Annotated in this window: 20 protein-coding genes and 2 pseudogenes; 11 read left to right on the top strand and 11 right to left on the bottom strand. The window is 72.2% G+C overall.

Translation table 11 applies throughout. From position 1 onward, the window contains the following. The first annotated feature begins 8 nt into the window (after nucleotides 1–8). The 3 genes from KIF24_RS34700 (at nucleotide 9) to KIF24_RS23165 (ending at nucleotide 5,028) form a co-directional block, all read left to right on the top strand. The gene (locus tag KIF24_RS34700) at nucleotides 9–1,349 is read left to right on the top strand and encodes a sensor histidine kinase (RefSeq protein WP_221085823.1); all 1,341 of its coding nucleotides are present in this window, start codon (nucleotides 9–11) and stop codon (nucleotides 1,347–1,349) included. Between the two features lie 47 nt (nucleotides 1,350–1,396). Then, complete coding sequence (locus KIF24_RS23170) at nucleotides 1,397–2,041, top strand: response regulator (RefSeq protein ID WP_221085822.1); 645 nt, start codon at nucleotides 1,397–1,399, stop codon at nucleotides 2,039–2,041. Between the two features lie 287 nt (nucleotides 2,042–2,328). Beyond that, nucleotides 2,329–5,028: an RICIN domain-containing protein gene (locus KIF24_RS23165; RefSeq protein WP_221085821.1), complete on the top strand. Its 2,700-nt coding sequence runs from the start codon at nucleotides 2,329–2,331 to the stop codon at nucleotides 5,026–5,028. Between the two features lie 112 nt (nucleotides 5,029–5,140). On the opposite strand, the gene KIF24_RS23160 is transcribed toward KIF24_RS23165, so the two are convergent. The 3 genes from KIF24_RS23160 to KIF24_RS23150 form a co-directional block, all read right to left on the bottom strand. Continuing rightward, on the bottom strand, nucleotides 5,141–5,944 hold the full coding sequence (locus tag KIF24_RS23160) for an S-methyl-5'-thioadenosine phosphorylase (protein ID WP_221085820.1): 804 nt from the start codon (nucleotides 5,942–5,944) through the stop codon (nucleotides 5,141–5,143). 64 nt (nucleotides 5,945–6,008) lie between these two features. Continuing rightward, on the bottom strand, nucleotides 6,009–7,397 hold the full coding sequence (locus tag KIF24_RS23155) for a hypothetical protein (protein ID WP_221085819.1): 1,389 nt from the start codon (nucleotides 7,395–7,397) through the stop codon (nucleotides 6,009–6,011). Next, the gene (locus tag KIF24_RS23150; protein ID WP_221085818.1) at nucleotides 7,394–8,443 is read right to left on the bottom strand and encodes an NAD-dependent epimerase/dehydratase family protein; all 1,050 of its coding nucleotides are present in this window, start codon (nucleotides 8,441–8,443) and stop codon (nucleotides 7,394–7,396) included. The genes KIF24_RS23155 and KIF24_RS23150 overlap by 4 nt, the downstream gene beginning before the upstream one ends. Nucleotides 8,444–8,566: 123 nt before the next feature. On the opposite strand from KIF24_RS23150, the pseudogene KIF24_RS34695 reads away from it, so the two are divergent. From KIF24_RS34695 to KIF24_RS23115, 7 genes and pseudogenes are all read left to right on the top strand, one after another. Further along, nucleotides 8,567–9,224 (top strand): annotated as a pseudogene (locus KIF24_RS34695) (glycosyltransferase family 2 protein). Next, nucleotides 9,221–9,880 carry a TIGR04282 family arsenosugar biosynthesis glycosyltransferase gene (locus KIF24_RS23140; RefSeq protein ID WP_221085817.1) on the top strand — a complete coding sequence of 220 codons (660 nt, stop codon included), beginning with the start codon at nucleotides 9,221–9,223 and terminating at the stop codon, nucleotides 9,878–9,880. Before KIF24_RS34695 ends, KIF24_RS23140 begins: the two are co-directional and overlap by 4 nt. Then, nucleotides 9,877–10,518, top strand: coding sequence for a class I SAM-dependent methyltransferase (locus KIF24_RS23135; protein WP_331461249.1), 642 nt, complete (start codon nucleotides 9,877–9,879; stop codon nucleotides 10,516–10,518). Before KIF24_RS23140 ends, KIF24_RS23135 begins: the two co-directional genes overlap by 4 nt. After that, nucleotides 10,491–11,726, top strand: a complete 1,236-nt coding sequence (locus KIF24_RS23130) for a molybdopterin-dependent oxidoreductase (RefSeq protein WP_221085815.1) — start codon at nucleotides 10,491–10,493, stop codon at nucleotides 11,724–11,726. The genes KIF24_RS23135 and KIF24_RS23130 overlap by 28 nt, the downstream gene beginning before the upstream one ends. Continuing rightward, nucleotides 11,726–12,172 (top strand): hypothetical protein, encoded by a 447-nt coding sequence (locus KIF24_RS23125; protein WP_221085814.1) that lies wholly within the window; start codon nucleotides 11,726–11,728, stop codon nucleotides 12,170–12,172. Before KIF24_RS23130 ends, KIF24_RS23125 begins: the two co-directional genes overlap by 1 nt. Before the next feature lie 24 nt (nucleotides 12,173–12,196). Continuing rightward, nucleotides 12,197–12,907, top strand: coding sequence for a response regulator transcription factor (locus tag KIF24_RS23120; RefSeq protein WP_221085813.1), 711 nt, complete (start codon nucleotides 12,197–12,199; stop codon nucleotides 12,905–12,907). Then, nucleotides 12,904–13,919 (top strand): annotated as a pseudogene (locus KIF24_RS23115) (sensor histidine kinase). Before KIF24_RS23120 ends, KIF24_RS23115 begins: the two are co-directional and overlap by 4 nt. Nucleotides 13,920–13,947: 28 nt before the next feature. On the opposite strand, the gene KIF24_RS23110 reads toward KIF24_RS23115, so the two are convergent. The 8 genes from KIF24_RS23110 to KIF24_RS23075 all read right to left on the bottom strand — a co-directional run bounded on the left by KIF24_RS23110 (nucleotide 13,948) and on the right by KIF24_RS23075 (nucleotide 19,934). After that, the gene (locus KIF24_RS23110; RefSeq protein WP_221085812.1) at nucleotides 13,948–14,832 is read right to left on the bottom strand and encodes an SMP-30/gluconolactonase/LRE family protein; all 885 of its coding nucleotides are present in this window, start codon (nucleotides 14,830–14,832) and stop codon (nucleotides 13,948–13,950) included. Between the two features lie 53 nt (nucleotides 14,833–14,885). Then, on the bottom strand, nucleotides 14,886–15,827 hold the full coding sequence (locus KIF24_RS23105; protein WP_221085811.1) for a sugar kinase: 942 nt from the start codon (nucleotides 15,825–15,827) through the stop codon (nucleotides 14,886–14,888). Then, complete coding sequence (locus KIF24_RS23100) at nucleotides 15,802–16,443, bottom strand: bifunctional 4-hydroxy-2-oxoglutarate aldolase/2-dehydro-3-deoxy-phosphogluconate aldolase (protein ID WP_230415853.1); 642 nt, start codon at nucleotides 16,441–16,443, stop codon at nucleotides 15,802–15,804. The genes KIF24_RS23105 and KIF24_RS23100 overlap by 26 nt, the downstream gene beginning before the upstream one ends. Beyond that, nucleotides 16,440–16,724: a hypothetical protein gene (locus tag KIF24_RS23095; protein WP_221085810.1), complete on the bottom strand. Its 285-nt coding sequence runs from the start codon at nucleotides 16,722–16,724 to the stop codon at nucleotides 16,440–16,442. The genes KIF24_RS23100 and KIF24_RS23095 overlap by 4 nt, the downstream gene beginning before the upstream one ends. Before the next feature lie 74 nt (nucleotides 16,725–16,798). After that, a complete protein-coding gene (locus KIF24_RS23090) occupies nucleotides 16,799–17,302 on the bottom strand; it encodes a PDC sensor domain-containing protein (RefSeq protein ID WP_221085809.1) in 504 nt (167 codons plus the stop codon). Beyond that, a complete protein-coding gene (gene dgoD / locus KIF24_RS23085) occupies nucleotides 17,296–18,441 on the bottom strand; it encodes a galactonate dehydratase (protein ID WP_221085808.1) in 1,146 nt (381 codons plus the stop codon). The genes KIF24_RS23090 and dgoD overlap by 7 nt, the downstream gene beginning before the upstream one ends. Beyond that, nucleotides 18,438–19,148: a FadR/GntR family transcriptional regulator gene (locus tag KIF24_RS23080; RefSeq protein ID WP_221085807.1), complete on the bottom strand. Its 711-nt coding sequence runs from the start codon at nucleotides 19,146–19,148 to the stop codon at nucleotides 18,438–18,440. Before KIF24_RS23080 ends, dgoD begins: the two co-directional genes overlap by 4 nt. 39 nt (nucleotides 19,149–19,187) lie before the next feature. Further along, on the bottom strand, nucleotides 19,188–19,934 hold the full coding sequence (locus tag KIF24_RS23075) for an SDR family NAD(P)-dependent oxidoreductase (RefSeq protein WP_221085806.1): 747 nt from the start codon (nucleotides 19,932–19,934) through the stop codon (nucleotides 19,188–19,190). A 159-nt stretch (nucleotides 19,935–20,093) separates the two neighbouring features. Between KIF24_RS23075 and KIF24_RS23070 the strand changes: the two genes are divergently transcribed. After that, nucleotides 20,094–21,389, top strand: a complete 1,296-nt coding sequence (locus tag KIF24_RS23070; RefSeq protein WP_221085805.1) for an ABC transporter substrate-binding protein — start codon at nucleotides 20,094–20,096, stop codon at nucleotides 21,387–21,389.

Below are 21,389 nucleotides of genomic sequence, written 5' to 3'. Positions count from 1 at the left end.
CTGACCCGGTGAACGATCACATCGAGGGCGGCCCGGTCACCGCCGAGCCGACCGACCCGGCGGACCAGTCCCGGCTGACGAAGCGGTTGGACGTACTGCTCACCAACCTCGGGGTGGCCGGGCCGTTCGCCCGGGACTGTCTGCTCGCGGCCTGCGTCGCCGGGATGACGTTCACGTTGATGGCTGCCCTGTTCTGGGTCGTGACGCCGCCGGGCGAAATCGTGCTCGGCCCGGTGCGGGCCTGGCTGCTCGTCGCCCTCGGGGTCGGGCAGGCGCTGCTGCTCTGCCTGCGTCGGGTCCGCCCGCTGCACTGCCTCGCCGGCATCGTCGGCCTTCAGGTCGCCATGATCGCCCTGTCCCCACCAGAGGTGACGATCCGGGGTTTCGCGCCGTTCGTCGTCGCGTACACCATCGGGGTTCTGCTGCCGGCCAGGACGGCGTTCGTTCTTGTCGGCGCGGCGGTGGCGGTCGAGGCGACAGCGGCGTTCGGCGCCGCCGCCGTGACGACGCCGGACCTTCTGCTGTCGGCTGTCGGCCCGGCCGGGTCGAGCGCACTGTCCAACCTCGGCGCGGTCGTCGTCGGTAACTACGTGGCGACCCGTCGACGTTACACGCAGCTGTTGCGCCTGCAGGCCGCCGATGCGGTCCGGGTCCAGCAGGCGAAGGTGCGGGCCGCGATCGAGGCGGAACGCACCCAGATGGCTCGGGAACTGCACGACGTCGCCGCCCACCACCTGTCCGGGATGGTGGTGCAGGCGGCGGCGGTCCACCGGCTGATCGACCGGGACCCGGAGGCGGCGAAGTCCGGCGTGGCCTGGATCCGGTCCCAGGGCAAGGAGACCCTCAACAACCTGCGGCTGGTCGTCGGGGTGCTGCGCGGCACCCCGGCCGACGGCAGCGGTGGCGGCGACACACCCGGCCACGATGGCGAAGGCAGCGCTCCGGTGCCAGGGCTGGCCGTGCTCGACGACCTGGTCCGGACCGCTCGGGACCTGGGCACGCCGGTCGAGTTCGTGGGTGAGGGGCCGCCACGTCCGGTTCCGCCGATCGCCGATGTCGCTCTCTATCGGATGGTGCAGGAGTCGCTGTCCAACGCGCGGCAGCACGCGCCGGGCGCGCCGGTGCTGATCACGCTGCGCTACCTGCCGCGGGAGGTGTCGCTGGCGGTGGTGAACGGTCCGCCGGCGCGGCGTCCCGAGCCGGCGGCGCGCACCAGCAGCGGGGTCGGGCTGATCGGCATGCGGGAACGGGCGCAGTTGATCGGCGCACGGTTCGCGGCCGGGCCGACGACCGAAGGCGGCTGGTCTGTCACAGTGACGCTGACATCGAAGGGAAGTGACCCGTCGTGACCGGTTCTGGGATCAAGGCTGAGGCTGGCGCTGGGACGATCCGGGTGATGCTGGTTGACGACCAGGCGGTGGTGCGGGCCGGTTTCCGGGTGCTCCTGGCGCAGGCGGACGACATCGAGGTGGTGGCGGAGGCGTCCAGCGGGTCGTCTGCGGTGGCGGTGGCTGCCCGGCTGCGCCCCGACGTCATCTGCATGGATGTCCGGATGCCCGGCGGTGACGGGCTCACCGCGACCCGCGAGATCCTCGCCGCCGCGACCGAGTCGCCGCCAGCCATCCTGGTGGTGACCACGTTCGACCTCGACGAGTACGTCTTCGGCGCACTCGAATCCGGGGCCAGTGGCTTCATCCTCAAAGACTGCGAGCCCGAGGACCTGATCGACGCGATCCGTCGGCTGGCGAACGGCTACGGTCTCGTCGACCAGGTCGTGACCCGCCGGGTGATCTCGGAGTTCGCCCGGCGGCGACCGGCGGCACCGCCCGAGTCAGCGGCGGCGCACCAGCTCACCCCCCGCGAAGCCGAGATCGTGCGGTTGCTCGCCAAGGGGTTGTCCAACAACGAGATCGCCGACGAACTCTTCATCGAGACCAGCACGGTCAAGTCGCACCTCGGGCGGGCGATGACCAAGATCGGCGTACGGGACCGGGTGCAGACCGTGGTGTGGGCGTACCAGAACGGGTTGGCCCCGAGCTGACAGTCGGCGTCAGGCGGATTCGTCGGACGACGTAGCCGGGGGCTCGGTGGCAGCGTGAGCGCTCTGCCCGATCCGCGCCCATTTGTGCATAGACGCCCTCCAATTCATGGTTGCATTCATCACACGTCTGACCTACTCTTCGGGCAAGACTTTCGTAGCGATCTGGCAAAAGAGTGCGGTCGGGCGACAGAAGCCCCCGGCCGGTCCTTGGTGGCGTCGCTGTTCCGTACTCGTCGCTCGATGCACGCATTGGGCACCACGTCGACGACAAGTGAGAGGAACAGCACGTGAAATCAGCCACGTCCACGGCTCGAACGTCACTGCTGGCAGTGGCGGTGCTCGTCGCCGCCACGCTGCCGGCCGTGATGACCAACCAGATGCCGGCCTCGGCCGCCGCCCAGGAGACCTACTACGTCGCCCCGGACGGTAACGACGCCAACCCGGGAACGATCCAGTCCCCGTTCAAGACACTGCAACGAGCGCGGGACGCCGTTCGTACGGTGAACGCGAGCATGACCGGCGACATCAACGTGTATCTCCGGGGTGGAACCTATCCGGTCAGCAGCACGGTCGAATTCGGGGCGAGCGACTCCGGCACCAACGGTTTTCGTGTCGTGTACGCGGCCTACCCCAACGAGACGCCGGTTCTCGACGGCGGTGTCCGGGTGACCGGATGGTCCCAGCACAGCGGCAACATCTGGAAGGCGCCGCTCGATCGCGCCAACAAGTTGCGGGCCCTCTACGTCAATGACAAGCGCGCGTACATGGCCGCCAAGACGATCAGCTCGGCGGGGTGTTACGGCACGTACAACATCACCGCCGGGCAGGCCTCGTGGGCCTGGGAGTCCGGATCGCAGTGCGACGGCGCCAAATACAGCCTGAGTGATTTCCCCGCCATCGCCCGTAACCAGGACGATGTCGAGATCGAGACGGGGACGACCTGGACCACGGCCATCGTGGGAGTCCGCCAGGTGACCACGAGTTCCGACGGGGCGAATCGGGTCGCCCTGTTCCAGCAGCCGGGTGCGGCCATCGCCCAGGGTGCCTTCAACGGCAACGCCCAGGTGGGCGGCGCCCACAAGGTCATGAACGCCTACGAGTTCCTGGACACGCCCGGCGAGTTCTACTTCGACAGGAGCAGCCGGACCTTGTACTACTACAAGGGCAGCGCCGAGAACATGTCGACCGCGACGGTCTACGCGCCGAACAACGTGTCCACCGTGCTGCGGGTCGCCGGCGCCTCGACGAGCAGTCACGCTCGCAACATCACGTTCTCCGGCCTCACGGTGCAGCACTCCGACTGGAACCTGGTCAACGTCGCCGGCTCGGCCTTCAAGCAGGCGCAGCAGGGCAATCTGAGCGCCAACGTGTACGCGAAGGGCAACTTCCACGTCTACCACTACCGCAACGTCGACGTCACTCCGGGCATCATCCACATGCAGAACGCCGACGGGATCCTCCTGCAACGCAACCGGATCCAACACACCGGCGCCGACGGGATCAACATGATCAACGACGTGCAGGGCACGCAGTTGATCGGCAACTACACCAACGACATCGCCGGGTCCGCCATCACCGTCGGCCATCCCCAGCACGTCTATATCGGAGACGGCACGTCGACCAATCGGGAGAAGTACTCCGCGCAGGTCGAGGGGCTGCCGACGAACATCGACATCAGGAACAACTACCTCTACGACAGTGCGGTCCTGTTCAACGGGCACAGCCCGATCTCGGCGTACTTCGCCGACACCCTCACCATCCAGCACAACCGGATCGAGAAAACGCCGTGGTCGGGCATCACGCTGGGCTGGGGCTGGTGGAACTTCGACGGTTCACCGGGTTCGATCGTGCCCGATCGACCCACCACGACGGCGCGAGACAACACCATCAGCCACAACCACATCATCGACACCGTGCAGCGCCTCAGCGACACGGCTCCCATCTACACGCTGGGCAGCCAGCCGGGGACGACGATCACCGACAACTATCTCCAGGGCGTTCCCGCCGGCCACAAGTACGGACTTCACCCGGACGAGGGCTCGGCGTACATCACGTTCCGCGACAACGTCCTGAGCGTGGACAAGAATGTCACCTGGCTCATCAACTCGGACGACTTCGGGCGGAAACACGATCTGAGCATCACGCAGATCTACGGCCCGATCAACAAGGTCTCCCAGAAGAACCTGCCGAACAGCACGATCCATGACATCCTCGTCTCCTCCGACTATGTCTGGCCCGCGGTGGCCTATGGCATCGCCGTGAATTCCGGCCTCGCGGACTCGTTCCGGGACATCATCCCGGCGAGCAATCTCTCCACGCCGAACTACGTCCTCCCGGCCAGCACGTTCGTCAGCAGCGGGACGTCGTCGATCCCGATCCGGAGCACCGGCGACGCGTCCAGGACGGTCTGGCTGGCCCCCTCCGGTACGACCACCTTCGCCGCCGGCCCGACGATGACCAGCGCGGGCGGGACGGCCACCTCCATCGCCGTGCCGACGACCCAGGGTGAGTACCGGCTCTACGTCGTCGACGCCCAGGGCAACCGGTCGGCCGAGTCGACCTCGATCGTCCGGCAGCAGAGCGCCGGAGGTGGTCAATGGAGCGGGCAACTCGTCGGTGGCCAGTCGGGCCGCTGTGTCGACGTGCCCAACTCCACGACCACCAGCGGCACCGAGGTGCAGCTGTGGGACTGCTCAAGCGGCACCAACCAGCGGTGGACCAACACGGCCAGCAAGCAGCTGACCGTGTACGGCAACAAGTGCCTGGACGCCTCCGGAGCGGGCACGGCCAACGGAACCGCGGTCATCATCTGGGACTGCCACGGTGGCCTCAACCAGCAGTGGAACGTCAACCCCAACGGCACCATCACGAACGTCCAGTCGGGGCTCTGCGTCGATGCCAACGGCGCCGCCAGCGCCAACGGCACAAAGATCATCCTCTGGTCGTGCCATGGCGGCGCCAACCAGCAGTGGAGCCTGCCCAGCTGACCGACCCGGGGTCGGGCCGGACCGGCCCGACCCCGGACCGGACGCTCCACGGCACAGCCGGGACGGGCCCGCGCGCCGGATCGGAGGCGCGTCAGCGTGCTCGGGCAGGGATTCAGGGCAGTTCGATCGGGAGCTTGATGCCGTCCAGGCTGTGTGGACAGGGGCAGTCCCGCTCGACCGGGAGCGCGGCGATCGCGTCGAGCAGCAGCCCACGCAGCCGCTCGGTGTTCTCGCCGAAGACCCGGAACACCTCCTCCTGGGTCACCCCGTGACCGCTCTGGACCCCGGCATCCAGGTCGGTCACCAGGGCGATCGAGCTGTAGCAGAGGGCCAGTTCCCGCGCGAGCACCGCCTCCGGGTGACCGGTCATGTTGACGACCGCGCCGCCGATCGCCGTGTACCACCGGGATTCGGCACGGGTGGAGAACCGTGGGCCCTCCACCACCACCATCGTCCCGCCGTCGTGCGCGTCCACACCCCGGCCGGTGGCCGCCGCCAGCAGGGTGTGCCGCCCGACCGGGCAGTACGGGTCGGCGAAGGAGAGGTGCACCGCATCCCGCTCGTAGTAGGTCTGCACCCGGCCACTGGTCCGGTCGATGAGCTGGTCGGGCACCACGAACGTGCCGGGCCCGAGTTCCGGCCGCAGGCCGCCCACGGCGCACGGCGCGAGCACCTGGCGTACCCCGAGCGACCGCAACGCCCACAGGTTGGCCCGGTAGGGGATCCGGTGTGCGGGGTGCCGGTGGTCCCGGCCGTGCCGGGGGAGGAACGCCACCGCACGGCCACCCACGTCGGCGATCGTCACCGCGTCGGAGGGAGCACCGTACGGTGTCTGGACTACGTGTTCCGTGGCGCCGTCGAGCAGCGCGTAGAGACCCGAGCCGCCGATGACGGCGAGTTCCGCGGATGGGGACACCGCTCACCTTCCAATGTGTCGGAAACCGTTTCTCCTGGGTGCTCCTCAACCGGCCGTGCCACGCCTACCACGTCGTCAGGAGCAGGTGGTTGACCGCGAGAGCCACCGCCGCCTGCACGGTGAGCCACCTGCGGCGGCCGGCTGATGGAATGAGGGCGGCGCCCGCCATGAGCCATCCGGTGAAGGGCAGCCAGATGCGTTCGACCTCGGCCTTGCTGTAGCCGGACAGGTCCGCGGCGGCGATCGCCGCCGCAGCGGCAAGGGGCAGCAGCCATGCGGCGTGCCCGGGGTTGCCGCGGTGCGACCGGATGATGCCGGCCCGCGTCCGCAGCGACGAGATCGGCCGCCATCCGGCGGCTGCTGCTCGGCGGAGGATGACGGCGGCCGCCGGGCCGGCGGCGACGGTCAGGGTCGCCAGGTTGGCCCAGACCCAGAAGCCGTACGCGCGCCGGCTGGCGATGCCCTGGTAGTAGCGCTCGACGACCAGGTGATAGCCGGTTGACCAGTCGAAACCGGCAGCCGTGAACGCGCCGGCGACCAGTGCCGCACCGCCGAGCGCCCACCAGGCGGCGGGCCGGTGCCGATGACCCAGGATCACGACTGCCACCGCGATCGGGACCATCAGCACCAGTCCGTAGGAGAGGTAGCAGCCGAAACCCAGCAGCACGCCGCCGACCGACGCGCCGACCGCGCTACCCCGGGTGAGGCCGTGCGCCAGCAGCGCGACACCGGTGGCGGTCACGCCGGCGAACAGCCCGTCGGCGGACACTCCGGCCCAGACCGCCCCCGGGAACAACGCCGCGAACGGCAGCACGGCACGCGCCGCTTCGTCGGTGCCGAGCAGCCGCACGGTGTGCGGCACGGCGACGGCGGTGAGCGCTGCCATCAGGATGCACAGCGCAGCGGCCCAGCCGCCGCCGCCCAGCCCGACCCGGTCGAGCCAGACGAACACCAGGAGCGCTCCGGGCGGGTGGCCGGCCACGTGGGTGGTCCAGGAGTCCGGTTGGAAGTCGAGGATCCGGGTGGTGAAACCGCCCAGCATGGCGGGGATGTCGGTGACGCCGGCGACCTCGTGCAGGTATTCGTGGCGGGTGGTCAACCGGTCGGCGATGCCGCGCTGCCAGCCGTCGATGAGGGCCAGTGACAGCGTCCAGGCCACCGCGGTGGCGTAGGACAGGGCGAGCAGCCGCCGCCAGGGCAGGCGTGCTGCCAGCGCGGGTCCGCGCCAGCAGACCAGTACGGCCACTCCCAACGCCAGCGGGGTGCCCGGGCCGACGTGCGGCCACCAGTGCGCGTACAGCGGGGCCGCACTGGCGTGTACCGGACGTCCCAGCAGGTGGAGCACCCCGCCGACAGCGGCAGCCGCGGCGAACAGCCCGACGGCGACCAGGACGGCGACCAGGTCAGCCCGGTCGGTGTTGCGCCGCGGTCGGACCCGGACCGGCATCCTCATCCGCGTAGTGGTGCGTCGGCGAACTGCCGGACCCCGTCGGCGAGGTGGACCGCTGCGCGGAACCCGAGTTCGGCCTCGGCACGGGCCGGTGAGGCGATCACGTGGCGTACGTCGCCGAGCCGGAACTCGCCGGTGACCACCGGCGCGGGCCCGTTGGCGGCGCGGGCGAGTTCGGCGGCCAGCTGGCCGATGGTGGCCGGGCGGCCGGAGGCGATGTTGTAGGCGCGCCAGCCGGTGCGGGTGCCGGTGGCCGTCACCGCGGCGAGGTTGGCCGCCGCCACGTCGCCGACGTGGACGAAGTCCCGTCGCTGGCGGCCGTCCTCGAACACCCGCGGCGCCTGCCCGGCCGCCAGCGCGGACCGGAAGATCGCCGCGACCCCGCTGTACGGCGTGTCGCGCGGCATGCCGGGGCCGTACACGTTGTGGTATCGCAACGCCACCACGGTGCCACCGGTCTGCCGGCACCAGGCCGCCGTGAGGTGCTCCTGGGCGACCTTGGTGGCGGCGTACACGCTGCGCGGGTCCACCGGCGCCGCCTCATCGACGAGCCCCGGCTCCAGGACGGCGCCACAGGCGGAGCAGGCCGGCTCGAACCGGCGGGCGGCCAGGTCCGTGGCGGCGCGTGGGGCGGGACGCACCGCACCGTGCCGGGCGCAGGTGTAGGCACCCTCGCCGTAGACGACCATCGAGCTGGCCAGCACGAGCCGGTGGATGCCCGCGCGGGCCATCTCGGCGAGGAGTACGGCGGTGCCGAGATCGTTGCAGCCGACGTACTCGGGAAGGTCGTCGAGGTCCACGCCGAGCCCGACCATGGCCGCCTGGTGCACGACCACGTCGACGCCGGCCAGGGCGTCGGCGACGGCGGCCCGGTCGCGCAGGTCGACCCGGCGCAGCCGGGCGCCGGCCACGGTGTCCGGCAACGGCGCGCGGTGCGCGCCCGGGTGGCCGGCGTCCACGACGGACACCTGATGACCGGCACGGTGCAGCGCGGTGACGACATGGGTCCCGATGAAACCGGCTCCGCCGGTGACGAGTACGTGGGTCACGCGCCGACGCTAGAACCAGCAGGGCGCCGGAGGTGGCCGTGACGGGCAGCCGTCAGCGTCTCGTAAGACTTCATCATCGGCTGGTAATACCTGACCCGCTCGATCCTGATTAGCGTCCGCGACATGACCGATGTGGTTCTTCCCTGCCGGAACGAGGCACCGGCACTGCCCGGCCTGCTGGCCCGGATACCGGCCGGCTACCGGCCGATCGTGGTGGACAACGGCTCGACCGACGACTCGGCCAAGGTGGCTCGCGCACACGGTGCGGAGGTCATCAGCGTGGCCGAACCCGGCTACGGTGCCGCCGTGCACGCCGGTGTCGTGGCGGCGGACCCCGCCGACGGGGTGGTGTGCGTGATGGACGCCGACGGCTCCTTCGACCCGGCGCAACTGCCCAGGCTGGCCGGGTGCGTGCGCACCGGGCAGGCGCAGTTGGCCACCGGCCGGCGCCGCCCGGTCGGTCGGGGTGTGGCCGCTGCACGCCAGGGCCGCCAACGCCGTCCTCGCGCACCGGTTGCGCCGCACGACCGGCCTGGACATCCACGACATCGGGCCGATGCGGGCCGTGCGCCGCGACGACCTGCTGGCCCTGGGGCTGCGCGACCGCCGCTTCGGCTACCCGTTGGAGCTGCTGATCGCGGCTGATCGGGCCGGCTGGCGGGTGGTCGAGATCGACGTCGACTACCACCCGAGGGCGGCCGGCACCCGCTCGAAGGTGACCGGCAGCCTGCTCGGCACCGCCCGTGCCGTCCGCGACATGAGCGCGGTGCTGGCCCGGTGAGCGCTCCTCGGGTCCTGGTGCTGGCCAAGGCGCCGGCACCAGGACGGGTCAAGACGCGGCTCTGCCCACCCTGCACCCCCGAGCAGGCGGCCCGGATCGCCGCCGCCGCCCTGGCCGACACCCTCGACACGGTCACCACGGCCGCGGCCGGCTCCCGGGTCCTCGTCGTGGACGGCGACTACCCGGCCCCGCCGGGCTGGGCGACGCTCACCCAGCGAGGCGACTCCCTCGGCGACCGCCTCGCCAACGCGTTCGCGGACACGAGGACAACCGGCACGCCCGCCGTCCTGATCGGCATGGACACTCCGCAACTCGCCGTCGATCACCTCGACGCGGCCCGGAGGCTGCTCGGCACGGCGGGCGGCCCGGACGCGGTGCTCGGCCCGGCCACCGACGGCGGTTGGTGGACGTTGGGCCTGCGCGACCCCGGCCACGCCACCGTGCTGCGTACCATCCCGACCTCCACGGCGACCACCGGCAGGCGAACCCTGGCCGCGTTGCGCCGTCGCGGCCTGCGGGTGCACCTGATGCCTCGGCTGTGCGACGTGGACACCGCGGCCGACGCCCGGGCGGTGGCGACGCTGTGCCCGCCGGACAGCCGGTTCGCCCGTGCCGTCGCCGCCGAGTTGCCGTTGCCCGCCCCGGTCGCCCGGTGAACGCCGTCGCGGTCTTCGACACCGCGATCGACCGGGCCGCGGCGGGCATCCCGGCCGCGTTCACGGCCCGGCACGCCAGCGGCGGTGTGTACCGATTCGACCCGGCCGCCTGGTGCCGGGACGCGATCGCCGGAGACGATGCGCTGATCGGGTGCTGCACCGGGCACACCCTCGACGTCGGCTGCGGCCCCGGCCGGCTCACCGGCGCACTCGTCGACGCCGGTCGACCGGCCCTCGGCATCGACCTCAGCGCCAGCGCGGTCCGCCTGGCCCGCCGACGCGGTGCGCCCGCGTTGCAACGCGACGTCTTCGGTCCGGTGCCCGGTGCCGGCCGCTGGCGCCATCTGCTGCTGGCCGACGGCAACATCGGCATCGGCGGTGACCCGCACCGGCTGCTTCGCCGCTGCCGCCAACTGCTGGCCGCCGACGGGCAACTCCATCTGGAGTTGGCGGCGGCCGGCACGCCCGCCTGGTCCGGCACGGCCGTCGTGCAGACCCCGGAAGGTGCCGACCGCGCGCTGCGCTGGGCCTGCGTCCCCCTCGACGGTCTTCCCGGGCTGGCCGGCGCCACGGCGATGCGCGTTGTCGACACCTGGACGGAGGCCGGCCGATGGTTCGCCACCCTGACACCGCGGTGACCGGTCGCCCGGCGGTTCTGCGGCGGTTCGCCCAGTGGTGTCTGGCACCACTGCCGGCACCGCCGGTGGCACTGCGGCGCGGACCGCTGCGCCCCGGGGTGTTCCGGTCCGGGTTGCGGTCGGCCCGGCTGACCAGTCAGCTCGGCGCCGCCCTCGGCGTGGCGTTCGGCGTCTGCTTCGTCACCGGTCTGCTCAGCCACCTGATCCAGCACCCGCCGGGCTGGTTCTGGTGGCCGGCCCGCCCGGTGGGGCTCTACCGGTTCACCCAGGGGGTGCACGTGGCGACCGGTCTCGCCTCGGTGCCGCTGCTCGGCGCCAAACTGTGGTCGGTCTACCCGCGCCTGTTCAGCTGGCCGCCGGCTCGCTCGGTCGCCCACGCGGCCGAACGTGTCGGCGCCGGGGTGCTTGTCGCCGCAGCGCTGTTTCTGCTGGTCAGTGGCGTCCTCAACATCTCCCGCTGGTATGCGCCGATGCCGTTCTTCTTCACCGCCGGGCACTACTGGGTGGCCTGGCTGGCGGTCGGCGGGCTCCTGGTGCACATCGGCGTACAACTGCCGGCGGTCCGCGCCGCGCTCGCCCGCCCCACCGGCGAGCCGCGGCAGGACGGGCTGAGCCGGCGCGGGCTGCTCGGCGGCGTCGCCGCCGCATCCGGGCTGATCACCCTGACCACGGTCGGGCAGACGATCCGACCGCTGGCCGGTCTCGCGGTGCTCGCCCCACGCCATCCCGGTGCCGGACCGCAGGGCCTGCCGGTGAACAGGACCGCGGACGGCGCCGGCGTGCGCGCCGCGGCGCTCGATCCGGCGTACCGGCTGCGGGTCACCGGACCGGGCCGGAGCGTCAGCCTGGATCTCGCCGCCCTCACCGGACTTCCGCAGCACACCGCGGACCTGCCCATCGCCTGCGTGGAGGGCTGGAGTGCCACCGCGACGTGGACCGGCGTGCGGTTACGCGATCTGGTCGCGCTGGTGGGTGCCGATCCGCGACACGCCCACGCCGTGGTCGAGTCGTTGCAGGTGGGCGGCCGATACCGCAGCTGCACCGTGCCGCCCGAACACGTTGGAGATCCGCTGACCCTGGTCGCGCTGCGGTTGGGTGGCGAGCCCCTGCACATCGACCACGGCTATCCGGCGCGGCTGATAGCGCCGAACCGGCCCGGCGTGCTGCAGACCAAGTGGATCAGCCGGATCACCGTACGGGAGTCGTGATGGGAACCCGGACCGTGTTGATCACCGGTGGTTGCCTGCTCATGGCGTACGCCGTCGTCGGTGCTCTCACCGACAGCGACCTGGCTCCGGCCGGTGTGCTGCTCTTCCTGGCCGCCGTGCTGGTGGGCCACGATGTCGTCTGGATGGCGGCAGTCCTGACCGTCGGCGCCGCGCTGACCCGCGTCCCGCCGCGGTACCGGTCGACGGCCCGGATCGCCGCGGTCACCGCCGCGGCGGTGACCGTGGTAGGGCTGCCGCTGGCCCTGGGATTCGGACGCTCGGCCGACAACCCGTCGGTGCTGCCGTTGCCGTACGGCCGCAATCTCGTCGCCGTCCTGCTCGTCATCGCCGGCGCGACGCTGCTGGCCGGCGTGCTACCTGTCCGGCTGCGCCGGACGGCGACAGATCGTAAGAAATCCGAAAGGCCCGGCGGGGGCGGTCCGTGACCCCCGGTCGATAGCGTGGCTGGGATGGGACACCGGGTGCTGGTGGTTGACGACAACCCGACGGTCAGTGACGTCGTCCGGCGTTACCTGGAGCAGGCCGGCTGCCAGGTCCAGCTGGCCGCCGACGGCGCCGACGGCCTCGCCGCGATCGCCGCGCAGCGCCCCGACCTCGTGGTGCTCGACCTCATGATGCCCGGCATCGACGGCCTCGAGGTCTGCCGCCGAATCCGGCGGCAACTGCCCGACCTGCCGGTGATCATGCTCACCGCCCTCGGTGAGGAGGCCGACCGCGTCCTCGGGCTGGAGGTCGGCGCCGACGACTACGTGACCAAACCCTTCTCGCCCCGCGAACTCGTGCTGCGTGTCCGCTCCGTGCTACGCCGCACCGCCACGCACACCGCCCATCCCACCGTCCCCGCGAAGCTGACCGACGCGGCACTGACCGTGGACACCGCCCGCCGCGTCGCCAGGATGAACGGCACGCCGCTGTCGCTGACCGCCCGGGAAATCGATCTCCTGATCTTCCTCATGCACCATCCCGGGCGCGCGTGGTCCCGCGGCGACCTGCTGGACAAGGTCTGGGGATGGCAGTTCGGCGACCAGTCGACAGTCACCGTGCACGTCCGCCGCCTGCGCGAGAAGATCGAGGACGACCCGGCCGAACCGCGCCGCATCCGCACCGTCTGGGGTGTCGGATACCGCTACGACCCACTCGACGAGGACGCCGGCCAGTGAACGACACGCTGCTCATCGGGCTCTACGCCCTCGCCGCCGGAGGCGTCGTCGGCCTGGCCGGCGCCGCAGCGCTGCGGTTGCTGCGCGGGCGCTCGATTCTCGTCCACGTCCTGGTCCTCCTCGCCGTCACCGTACTCGCCGTGGTCGCCGGAGTCGCCACGGTCGCCCAGGCGATGTTCCTGTCGCCGCACGACCTGTGGGTCGTCCTCGTGACGGTCAGCGCCTCCGCGGTGATCAGCCTCGCCGTCGGCGCCGTTTTCGGCAGCCGGCTGGCCGCCTCCGCGGTCTGGGCCCAGACAGCCCGAGAACGCGAACGGCGGCTTGAGGCCGGTCGCCGGGAACTCGTGGCATGGGTGTCACACGACCTGCGCACCCCCCTGGCCGGGCTGCGGGCCATGGCCGAGGCCCTCGAGGACCGGATCATCCACGACCCGGCCATCGTCGACGAATACCACCGGCGCATCCGGGTGGAGACCGACCGGATGGCCCAACTCGTCGACGACCTGTTCGAGCTGTCCCGGATCAACGCCGGCGCGCTGCGGCTCGTACCCACCATCGTGCCGTTACGCGACGTGGTGTCCGACGCGATCGCCGGCGTCGCGCCGCTCGCCGCCCGCCGCCGGATCCACCTGGTCGCCGCGGACAGCGGCTGGCCCCACGTCCGGGCCGGCGAACGCGAACTCGCCCGGATCGTCAGCAACCTGCTGATCAACTCCGTCCGCTACACACCGGAGGACGGGAGCGTACACATCGCCGCCGGCCACGAATCCGACAACGTGTGGCTGGCCGTCTCCGACACCTGCGGCGGGATCCCCGGCGACGACCTGGACCGGGTCTTCGACGTCGCGTTCCGAGGCGAGCGCGCCCGCACCCCGGGGCGGCCGACTCAGGCGGCGGGGGAGGACTCGGCCTGGCCATCGTGCGCGGCCTCGTCGAGGCGCACGGCGGCCGGGTGGACGTACGCAACATCGACCGCGGTTGCCGATTCGAGGTACGCCTCCCCGCCACCTGACCCACGGGGTCGACCAGCTTGGTCCCGGTCAGTCCGCGCCGGGTGCGGTGGCGTGCGCGGTGGGTAGGCCGGGGACCGGGACGTCGACGGCGAGCACCGCGCCGTCCGTCGGGCCGGGCGAGGTGAGCCCCAGGCGGGCGGTGCCGATGAAGAGTCGGCGCAGCCCGGGGCCGCCCAGGCAGATACCGGCCGGCTGGGCGGCCGGCAGCCGGATCTCCCGGTCGAGGCTGCCGTCCGGCCGGTAGCGGCGCACGGCCGAACCGCCCCAGAGCGCGACCCAGAGGTGACCCGCCGCGTCGACCGCCATGCCGTCCGGGCTGCCGTCGGCGGGGGCCAGGCGCAGGAACGGCTCCCGTCCGTGCAGGTCGCCGGTGCCCGGGTCGACGGTGAAACGGTCGACCTCGCCGGGTGGCGAGTCGGCGAGGTACATGGTGGTGCCGGTGGCGTCGAACGCCGGCCCGTTCGGGATGGTCAGCCCGGTCACCGCCGGCACCGGCACCGCGCCGGGGTTCAGCCGGTACAGCGTGCCCCCGCCGGGTATCCCGGCGTACGTCATGCTGCCGGCCCAGAACCGGCCGTGCGGGTCGGCGACCGCGTCGTTCATCCGGGTCGGCTCAGGGGCGTCGCCCACCAGGTCGACGACCGGTCGGGGGTCACCGGTGACGGGCAGCAGGCTGACGCCGGTCCCGGCGGCGGCCAGCAGGTCGCCGGGCCGGTCGGCCACCGGGGCTACCGCGCCGAGCGGAACGTCGAGGCGGCGTAGTTCCCGTAGCGGGGCCGGCCCGGCGCCGTTGGCCTCCAGCAGCCGTCCGGCCAGCAGGTCGACCAGGACCAGTCGGTCGTCGACCCAGCGCAGCCCTTCGCCCAGCTCCAACCGGTCGGTGCTCCACACGGTCGGCTCGGTCAGCTCCATGCTGTTCCTCCAACTAGGGGGTGTGCCAAGGCGGCGGTCGGCCACCGTAGCGGTCAGCGGACAGTACCGCCGGGGCCGTGGTCGAGCAGGGTCAGCTCCGCCCGGCCGGGCAGGCCCTCCCAGTCGCCGCGGGTGGCGACCGCGAACGCGCCGGTGGTGACTGCCCGGTCCAGCCGGGCCGGTGCGTCGGCACCGTCCAGCCAGCCGGAGAGCAGCCCGGCCACGAAGGCGTCACCGGCGCCGACGGTGTCCACCACCGGCACCGTCCGGGCCGGGCGGTGCGCCGTGCCGGTCGCGCGGTGGCTGGTCGCTCCGCCGGCGCCGTGTTTGACCACGACCTCGGTCACGCCCTCCGAGAGCAGGGCTTCGACCGGATCGGGCGCACCGGTCAGTACGGCCAGTTCGTCGTCGGAGGCGACCACCAGGTCGATCGAGGGCAGCAGCGGTCGTAGGGCGGCGGCGGCCTCGGTGACCGACCAGAGCCGCTGCCGGTGGTTGACGTCCAGGCAGACCGTGCTGCCCGCCGCGTGGGCGCGCCGCACGGCCGCTACCACCGCCTGGTACGGCTCGACGCCCAGCGCGCAGGTGATGCCGGTGACGTGCAGCAGCCGGGGCGACGGCCCGGGCGTGTCGAAGGCACGGGTCACGTCGGCCGGGCCCAGCCGGGAGCCGGCCGATCCGGCGCGGTGGTAGGTGACCCGGTTGATGTCGGCGACCCGGTTCTCGACGAGGATCAGCCCGGTGGGCGCGGTCGGGTCGACCCGGGACCAGGTCAGGTCGACGCCTTCGGCGCGCAGCGTACGGCGAATCAGCTCGCCGGGCTCGTCGGCGCCGGTGACCCCGACCCAGGCGGCCCGGTGACCGAGCCGGGCCAGCCCGATCGCCACCGTCGACTCCGACCCGGCGACCGAGATCCCGGCGGTGCCGCCCAGCCGCAGCGGCCCGGTGCTGCGGAAGGCCGTCATCGTCTCACCGAGGGTGAGCAGGTCGGTCATTGCCGGACCGCCGTGAGGAACGCCGCGGCGCGTTCGCGCAGTGCCGCCGGGTCGCCGCCGTGGACGGCACCGCCGAGCAGCGGGAGCCGACGCCGACCGCGACCGCACCGCGGTCGAGGTAGCGCCGCGCACCGTCCGCGTCGACCCCACCGACCGGCACGAACGCGGTGCCGGGGAACGGGTCACGCAGCGCGCCGAGGTAGTCGGGCCCCCCGAGGGAGGCCGGAAAGAGCTTGATCGCGGTGGCCCCGCCGCTGCTGGCCTGCACCACCTCGGTGGGGGTGAGTGCCCCGGCGAGCACCGGCAGCCCGAGCCGGGCGCCCTCGGCGAGGCTCGGTGCCAGCGCCGGGGTGACCAGGAAACCGGCGCCCGCGTCGGCCGCCGCGCGGGCGTCGTCGGCGCCGAGCACGGTGCCCGCGCCCAGGGCGAAGTCGGGCCCGAGGGCGGCTCGGGCGCGCCGGATGGTGCCCAGCGCGTCGGCGCTTGTCAGCGAGACCTCGACCAGCGCGACGCCGCTCTCGGCCAGGGTGAGCACGGCGGTCAGCGCCGCGGCCGGGTCCGGGCCGCGCACGATGGCCAGCAGCCGGTGGGTACGCAGTTCGTCGAGCAGGTTCATCGCGGGTGTCCTCGGTGGATGCGATGGGCGGAGATGGTGAGTCGCCAGGTGACCTCACCGGCGGGCGGCACGACTGCCGCGTCGGCCGGGCCGGCGTCGGCCAGGTCGAAGGCAGCGCCGAGCATCGGTTCGACGCCGATGCTGCGGTAGGCGGCGTCGGCCGGCCAGCCACCCAGGTTGCGCCAGAGCGCGGTGCTGCGTGGCTGGCCCGGGCACCGCAGTTCCAGGGTCAGCCGGTCGACGCCGTCGATCACCTGGACCCGGGGGCAGTCGAGCAGCACCGCGCCGAGCGCGGTCCCGTCGACCGGGCCGAGGGTGTCCAGCGCCAGCCCGGCGGGGGCCGGCCACGGCCCGGTCAGCCAGGGGCGCCGGTGGGCCAGGTGCCGGGCGGCAGTAGTGCGGCGGCCTCGGGGTGCAGCCGGGTCGGGGTGCCGACGGGCGCGTCGAGGCGGGCCGAGGGGGAGAGGTCGAGAAGGGCGTGCGCGGCCCAGACGAACCGGTGACCGGGGTCGGCGGCCAGCCGGTAGTCGGCCACCACCACACCATCCCGGTCGGTGATCCGGCGGCTCAGGGTGAACGTCGGCCGCTCGATGACCAGGGTGTCGGCGGTGTCGGTGCCGGCGGCTGTCCACGGCCGCGACCACACCTCGCCGTGGTCGGGTCGGCCGCGCACGGTGGGCAGGCACTCCTCCAACCCGCCGGCGTCGATGAACCCGTCGTCGGGGCGTACCTCGTGCCGGCCGGGCTCGGGGCCGCGCCAGAGCCACTCCCGGCCGCCGCCGCGCAGGCTGGTCCACCGGCCGCCGTGCGCCGCGTCGCACGACGCGCGCAGCGGCACCGGCTCCGCGCCGGTCACCATTCCGCGAACGACCCGTCGGCGTGTTGCCAGACGGGGTTGCGCCAGGCGTGCGGGGTACGGGCGGCCGCGCGTACCGCCGCCTCGTCCACCGTGATGCCCAGCCCGGGCCGGTCGAAGCGGGCGATGTGCCCGTCCACGAACCGGAACGGCTCCGGGTCGACCAGGTAGTCCAGCAGTTCCGAGCCGGCGTTGTAGTGGATGCCGATGCTCTGCTCCTGGATCAGGAAGTTCGGTGTCGCGAAGGCCACCTGGAGGCTGGCCGCCAGGGAGATCGGGCCGAGTGGGCAGTGCGGGGCGAGTAGCGCGCCGTACGTCTCGGCCAGCGCGGCGATCCGGCGGACCTCGGAGATCCCGCCGGCGTGCGACAGGTCCGGCTGGACCACGGCGACCCCGGCCTGCAACGGGCCGAGGAACTCGGCGCGGCCGTAGAGCCGCTCGCCGGTGGCCACCGGGATCGGCGTGCCGGCGACGATGTCGCGCAGGTGGTGGGCCTGGTCGGGCAGGACCGGTTCCTCCACGAAGAACGGGCGCAGCGGGGCCAGCTCCGGCAGGATCCGGCGGACGGCCGCCAGCCCGGACCGGCCGTGGAAGTCGAGCGCGATGTCCCGGTCGGGGCCGAGCACCTCCCGGGCGGCGGCGACCCGGCCGACCACGGCGTCCACCTCGGCGGAGGTGGGGATGGGAGCCAGCCGCCCGCAGGCGTTCATCTTGACCCCGGTGAGGCCGGCGGCGAGCTGTGCGGCGGCGGCGTCGGCCACCTCGTCGGGCTCGTCCCCGCCGATCCACGAGTAGATCCGGACCCGGTCACGCACCGGCCCACCGAGCAGCGCGTGTACCGGCGCGGCGTACGCCTGCCCGGCGATGTCCCAGAGTGCCTGGTCGAGGCCGGCGACCGCGCTGGAGAGGATCGGGCCGCCCCGGTAGAAGCCGCCCTTGGTGAGCACCTGCCAGTGCTGCTCGATGCGGAGTGGATCCGCGCCGATCAGGTATTCGGAGAGCACCTCGACCGCGGTTCGCACCACTTCGGCGCGCCCCTCGACCACCGGTTCACCCCATCCGACCAGCCCGTCGTCGGTCTCCACCCGGCAGAACAACCACCGTGGCGCGACGAGGAAGGTCTCGATCCGTTCGATCTTCACTGACTGCTCCTCTGTCCCCGTGCCTTCTCCACGTCGCGGACGGCCTTGTCCAGCAACTCACGCATGGCGGACTCGGCCGCCGCGGCGTCCCGCTCGCGCAGCGCGTCGACCACCGCACGGTGGCTGGGCACCGGGTCGTCGTGCGCGGCGCCGCCGTGCACCAGACGGTCCCGTTCGGCGAGCCCGGTCTCCATCACCACCTCCATCCGTTCCAGTAGCTCGTTGTGGGTGGCGGCGAGCAGCGCGCGGTGGAAGGCGAGGTCGGCGGCGACGGCGGCGCCGGAGTCACCGTTGGCCGCTGCCATCTCGGCCAGTGCCCGGTCGAGCGCGGCCAGGTCGTCCTCGCTGGCGCGGGTGGCCGCCAGACGCGCGGCGGCCGGCTCGATGATGGCGCGCACCTCGTGCAGTTGGTCGAGCAGCCGCTGGTCGGTGTCCCCGGCGAACTGCCAGCGGATCACGTCGCCGTCGAGCAGGTTCCAGTCCGCACGGGGCCGGACGAAGGTGCCGCGCTTCTGCCGGGCGTCGACGATGCCTTTTGCCGACAGGACCTTCAGTGCCTCGCGTAACGCCGTCAGGCTGACGTCGAACTCCTCCTGCAACGCGACGATGTTCAGGGTCGCGCCGGCGGCGATCTCCCCGGTGAGGATGCGACGGGCGATCGCTTCGACGGTTTGCCCGTGGACGCCGCGGCGTGCGTACTGTGCCAATGCTCTCCTGGCCTTTTCGCTGGTCGGTATCGATCTCTCTCAGGCCGAGGCTTTCACCGCTGTCCATCCACCGTCCACCACGAGGCTCGCGCCGGTGATGTAGGCGGCGTCCGGTGAGGCGAGGAAGGCGACCGTGGCGGCCACCTCGTCCGGTGTGCCGAAGCGCTGCGCCACGGTCTGCGCGACGCTGCGCTCCCGGTCCTCTTCGGACACGTCGGCCCAGGCGCCGGTGAGGATGGGCCCCGGCAGCACGGTGTTGACCCGCACCCGCGGGCCGTACTCCACGGCGAGCTGGCGGCCGAGCGCGACCAGGCCGCCCTTGGCCGCGGCGTACGCGGGCCGGCCGGGCAACCCCACCAGCGCGTGCACCGAGGAGATCAGCACCACCGCGCCCGAGCCTGCCCGCAGGTCGTCCAGGCAGGCGCGGACGCCGAGGAAGGAGCCGGTGAGGCTGACGCCGAGCTGGTGGTCCCAGGATTGCCGGCTGGTTTCGTGTGCTGGCGCGACCTGCACGGCGTAGGCGGCGCTGACCAGGATGTCGACCGGGCCGAGGCCGGCCCGCGTGGCCGCGACGGCGGCCGTCCAGTCGGCCTCGTCGCTGACATCGCCCATTACGGAAAGTGCTCGGTCGCCGCCGGCGGTCAGTTCGTCGGCCAGCGGTGTCGTGTCGTGCACGTCGAGCAGCGCGACGGCTGCTCCGTCGGCGGCGAGTCGCCGGGCGGTGGCGGCGCCGATCCCGCCCATCGCGCCGGTGACCAGCGCATTCTTGCCCTCAAGTCGGCGCATATGCTGATCCACCTGACTCTCGCCTTGGTCTCGTCTAACCATTAATTACGAAGATATCTTGACAGCCGGGGAGGGGCGATGCAACCTTCTCGGCACAGCATTCACATGGACGACACAAAGCGCGGTGACGCTACGTGTCGTAGAGGAAGGGATACCTCCGTGAGCGACTTCGACCCCGGTCGCCGGCAGTTCCTCGGCCACCTCGGGCTTGCCGGCCTGGGCGCACTCGGCGCCGGCTCGCTCCTCAGCGCGTGCGCCAGCTCCGCGGGTGGGCCGACGACGAGCGACGGCTCGGGCGCGATCACCATCCAGTCCAACCTCTCCTCGCCGCAGGCCAAGGCGGCGATGGAGAAGCTGATCGAGAGTTTCAACGCGCAGGGCAAGGGCACGGCGAGGCTCAACACGATCGCCTCGGAGACCTTCCGGGTCCAGCTGCCGACCTACCTGACCTCGGCCAACCCGCCGGACCTCTACACCTGGTACGCGGGCTCGGTCGCCAACGACTACGCCAGCAAGGACCTGCTGCTGGACGTCTCCGACGTCTGGAAGTCGCTGGGCGACTACCCCCAGTCGCTGCGCACCCTCTCCACCGACGCCAGCGGCAAGCAGATCTTCGTTCCGATGAACAACTACTGGTGGGGCTTCTTCTACCGCAAGTCCAACTTCGCCAAGTGGGGCGTGCGGGAGCCGAAGACCTGGACCGACTTCCTGGCCCTCTGCGAGACGCTGAAGAGCAAGGGCGTGCCGCCGATCGGCATCGGCCTGGGCGACACCCCCTGGGTGGCCTCGGCCTGGTTCGACTACCTCAACATCCGGATCAACGGCGCACCCTTCCACCGCGAGTTGCTCGCCGGCAAGCAGCGCTTCGACGACCCCCGGGTCAAGGCGGTCTTCACCCGCTGGCGCGAGGCCCTGCCCTACTTCGACCCGAAGGGCAAGGCGTACCCGTTCCAGGAGGCGACCACCGCGCTGCTGGCCGGCAAGACCGGCATGTTCCTGATCGGCACGTTCTTCGCCGACGCGGCACCCAAGGACGCCCTCGGCGACCTGGACTTCTTCCGGTTCCCGGTCATCGATCCGGCGGTGCCACTGGCCGAGGAGGCCCCGACGGACGGCTTTTTCGCCAGCGCGAAGACCGCCAACCCGACCGGCACCAGGGCCCTGCTCGCCTACCTCGCCGGAGTCGAGGCGCAGGAGGCGTACGTCAAGGCCAGCTCCGGCATCGTGCTGCCGGCCAACCCCAAGGCGAAGGCGGTCGACTCGCCGCTGGTGGTCAAGGGCAAGGCGATGCTGGACGAGGCCAAGGAGCTGACCCAGTTCTTCAACCGCGACTCGAACGACGCGCTCCAGCCGACCGCGGACACCGCGCTGATCAAGTTCATCGACAAGCCGGACCAGATCGACGCGATCCTGCGGGAGTGGCAGAGCAGCGCCGAGAAGGTCTTCAAGGGCTGA

This window comes from Micromonospora tarapacensis, from assembly GCF_019697375.1.
In the GTDB taxonomy this organism is placed as follows: domain Bacteria; phylum Actinomycetota; class Actinomycetes; order Mycobacteriales; family Micromonosporaceae; genus Micromonospora; species Micromonospora tarapacensis.
This window is presented reverse-complemented; position numbering and strand designations above follow the sequence as displayed.